The 3,595-nt window shown below is 72.5% G+C and carries 4 protein-coding genes; 3 read left to right on the top strand and 1 reads right to left on the bottom strand.

The features are described from left to right. Window positions 1–157 precede the first annotated feature (157 nt). The gene (locus ACFWW9_RS45950; protein ID WP_390389953.1) at window positions 158–823 is read left to right on the top strand and encodes a maleylpyruvate isomerase family mycothiol-dependent enzyme; all 666 of its coding nucleotides are present in this window, start codon (window positions 158–160) and stop codon (window positions 821–823) included. A 7-nt stretch (window positions 824–830) separates the two neighbouring features. Here the strand turns inward: ACFWW9_RS45950 and ACFWW9_RS45945 are convergent, their stop codons facing one another. Continuing rightward, the gene (locus ACFWW9_RS45945) at window positions 831–1,016 is read right to left on the bottom strand and encodes a PspC domain-containing protein (RefSeq protein ID WP_390389952.1); all 186 of its coding nucleotides are present in this window, start codon (window positions 1,014–1,016) and stop codon (window positions 831–833) included. 121 nt (window positions 1,017–1,137) lie between these two features. Here ACFWW9_RS45945 and lnt point away from each other — a divergent pair, with 121 nt between their 5' ends. Both lnt and ACFWW9_RS45935 read left to right on the top strand, forming a co-directional pair. Continuing rightward, entirely contained in the window at window positions 1,138–2,757 is a 1,620-nt protein-coding gene (lnt, locus tag ACFWW9_RS45940; RefSeq protein ID WP_390389950.1) for an apolipoprotein N-acyltransferase, read from the top strand. Further along, window positions 2,732–3,523, top strand: coding sequence for a polyprenol monophosphomannose synthase (locus ACFWW9_RS45935; protein ID WP_390389949.1), 792 nt, complete (start codon window positions 2,732–2,734; stop codon window positions 3,521–3,523). Before lnt ends, ACFWW9_RS45935 begins: the two co-directional genes overlap by 26 nt. Window positions 3,524–3,595 lie beyond the last annotated feature (72 nt).

Raw genomic sequence — 3,595 nt, 5'->3', positions numbered from 1 at the left:
GCGGCGGCGGGTCGCGCGGGGCTTCGCGCGGCCGCCGGGGGCGCGGCCGGCGCTCGCGGCCCTGGTGGGGGCGCCGCGCGCGGCGCCCGCCCCGCCCCCTCGCGTGCGGGCGATCGGGCGATCCGCCGACCCCTTCCGGCCCCTAGGGTCAGGGGGTGTGATCACCCCACCGACCGGGGCCGTCGTCGAGGCCCATCGTTGGCTGAACAGCGCTCTCGCGGACCTCACCGACACCGACGTGGCGGGACCCTCGCTGCTCCCGCGCTGGACCCGCGGTCACGTCCTCGCCCACCTGGCCGACGCCGCCCGCGCCCGCGCTCGGGTCGTCGAGCACGCCCTGCGCGGCGAGGTCGTGCAGATGTGGGAGCCGGGGGAGCGGGACGCGGTCATCGAGGCCACCGCGGGCCGCACCGCGGCCGAGCACCGCGCGGCCGTCGCCGAGCACGCGGACGGCCTGGACCGGGTGTGGGCGTCGGTGGAGGACTGGACCGAGCCGAGCCGGTTCGCCATCGCCCCGCTGGCCCCCGCCGTGCACATCCGGTGGCGCGAGGTGCTGATCCACCTGGTCGACCTCGACGTCGGCGTCCGCCCGTCGGACTGGGACGTCGAGTTCTCCTGCCACGCCGTGGACTTCCTGCACACCCGGCTCCCGCCCCACGTCCGCCTCACCGCGACGGACGTGGCCCGCACGTGGGGGACCGGGGTCGAGGTGACCGGCGCGGTCCACGACCTCGCGGCCTGGCTCGCGGGCCGCGCCCCGGTCGAACGCCCTCGGTCGACCGGCCCCCTGCCGCTGCTGGGCCCGTGGCCCGCCTACCGCTGAGCCGGGGTCAGTACCCGGCCTTCGGCATCATCACCCACAGGACGAGGTAGATCACGAACTGGGGGCCGGGGAGCAGGCAGGACAGGAGGAAGATCACCCGCATGGTGTTCGGCGCGATGCCGAACCGGTCGGCGAGACCGGCGCACACGCCGGCGATGACCTTCTTGTGCTGGGGCCTCGTCAAAGTCTTCATGACTCCACGGTGCCCGCGTTTCGGGCGGTTTGCATCGGTGACAACCCTGATCTCCGACTTCGGGGTCTACCCCCGGTCGGGGCCACACCGGGCCGTGACCTCGGGCTCGTACGCTCACCGGGTGGTCGCAACCCCCGTGGCGCCGGACATGACCGTCGCCGACACCTCGCCCAACCGCCCCCCGCGCGACGTCCGCGGCCTCCTGCTCCGGATGGCCCTCTCCGCCGGTGGTGGCGTGCTGCTCTACCTCAGCTTCCCGCCGCGCACGGTGTGGTGGCTGGCCCCGCTCGGCTTCGCCCTGCTCGGCTGGGTCCTGCACGGCCGCCGCGCCCGCGCGGGCTTCGGCTACGGCGTGCTGTTCGGCCTGGGCTTCCTCGTGCCACTGCTCGCGTGGACGGGGGAGTTCGTCGGGGCCATCGCCTGGCTGCCCCTGAGCCTCGCCTGCGCCGCGCTCATCGGCCTGGGCACCTCCGCCATGGCGCTGGTGTCCAAGCTGCCCCTGGCGCCGCTCTGGGCGGCTCTGCTGTGGGTGGCCGACGAGCTGCTGCGCGGCGTGTTCCCGTTCGGCGGCTTCCCGTGGGGCAAGATCGCGTTCGGCCAGCCCGAGGGCTGGTACCTGCCGCTGGCCGCGCTCGGCGGGGCCCCGCTGATCGGGTTCGCCGTCGCGCTGACCGGCTTCGGCCTCGCGGCCGTCGTCCGCGGCTTCCGCGCCCGGCCGATCGCCCCCGCGCTGATGGTCGTGGTCCCCCTGGCCGCCGGTCTGGCCGCCAACGGGATCGTCGGCACGGACGCCAGCGAGGGCACGGCCGTCGTCGCCGCCATCCAGGGCAACGTCCCCCGCGCGGGCCTCGACTTCAACTCCCAGCGCCGCGCGGTGCTGGACAACCACGTCAAGCGCACCCTGCAACTGGCCCAGGACGTCCGCGACGGCAAGGAGCCCCAGCCCGACGTCGTCATCTGGCCGGAGAACTCCTCCGACATCGACCCGTTCCGCAACACCGACGCCGCGACGCTCATCCAGCAGGCCGCCACCACGATCAAGGCCCCCATCGCAGTCGGCGCGGTCGTGCTCGGCGACGACGGCCTGCCGCGCAACACCGTCGTGCTATGGGACCCGGTCCGCGGCCCGATCGACACCTACACCAAGCGCAAGCTCCAGCCGTTCGGCGAGACGATGCCCTACCGGTCGTTCTTCCGGATCTTCACCAAGCTGGTCGACCGCGCGAACAACTTCCAGCCGGGGACCGACCCCGACGGGTTCGTGATGGGACCCGCGAAGGTGTCACTGGACACGTGCTACGAGGTGGCGTTCGACGAGATCGTCCGGGAGAACGTGAAGACCGGAGCGAACCTCATCGCCATCCCCACGAACAACGCCACTTTCGGGTACACCGAGATGACCTACCAGCAGCTTTCCATGTCCAGGATCCGCGCCGTCGAGCACGGCCGGGCGGTCGTCGTGGCCGCCACCAGCGGCGTCAGCGCGATGGTGCAACCGGACGGGTCCGTCACCCAGAAGACCGGGATGTTCGTGCCCGCCGCACTGGTCGAGAGGTTGCCGCTGCGCGGGCAGACTACGCTGGCGACTCGGCTTGGTGCTTGGCCCGAGTGGGTGATGTCCGCGATGGGACTCCTGGCCGTGGCGTTCAGCCTGACCCAGAAACGACGAGTAGCGCGTCCGGAACCCGAGGTGGGTCCCGGCGAGGAGGACACGGATGGCGGACCAGCAGGCGCAGCCTGACCGCGAGCTCGGGCCGGTGCTGGTGGTGATCCCGACCTACAACGAGCGGGACAACATCGGGACGATCGTCAAGCGGCTGCACGCCGCACTGCCCGAGGTGCACGCGCTCGTGGTCGACGACGGCAGCCCCGACGGAACCGGCCAGGTCGCGGACGAGATGGCGGCCGCGGACGAACGCGTCCACGTGCTGCACCGCACGGAGAAGGCGGGGCTCGGCGCGGCGTACGTCGCGGGCTTCGGCTGGGGCCTGGAACGCGGCTACGAGTTCCTCGTCGAGATGGACGCGGACGGCTCCCACGCGCCCGAGGACCTGCCCAGGATGCTCGACGCGGCGGCGAACGCCGACCTCGTGATCGGCTCGCGCTACGTGACCGGCGGCAGCGTCGTGAACTGGCCCAAGTCCCGCGAGGTGTTCTCGCGCGGCGCCAACCTGTACTCCCGGATCGCGCTGGGGGCGCCGATCAAGGACATCACGGCGGGCTTCCGCGTGTACCGCGCGGAGGTGCTGCGGCGGCTCAAGCTGCACAACGTGGCGTCCTCGGGGTACTGCTTCCAGATCGACCTGTCGTGGCGCACCCACGAGCTGGGCTTCCGGATCGTCGAGGTCCCGATCACCTTCACCGACCGGATCATCGGCGAGTCGAAGATGAGCGGCAACGTCGTCCGCGAGGCTCTCATCCGGGTCACCAAGTGGGGACTGCGGCGTCGGGGCACCCAGCTGAAGAACGTCTTCGCGCCGAAGGCCAAGACGCCCTCCAACAGCTAGCCGCGTCTCGGGTGGTCCCGCAGAGGACCACCCGAACAGCCGACAAGGGGCCGCCCACCGGATGTCCGGTGG

Origin of the sequence: Umezawaea sp. NPDC059074, from assembly GCF_042738955.1 — a bacterium.
In the GTDB taxonomy this organism is placed as follows: Bacteria; Actinomycetota; Actinomycetes; order Mycobacteriales; family Pseudonocardiaceae; genus Umezawaea.
This window is presented reverse-complemented; position numbering and strand designations above follow the sequence as displayed.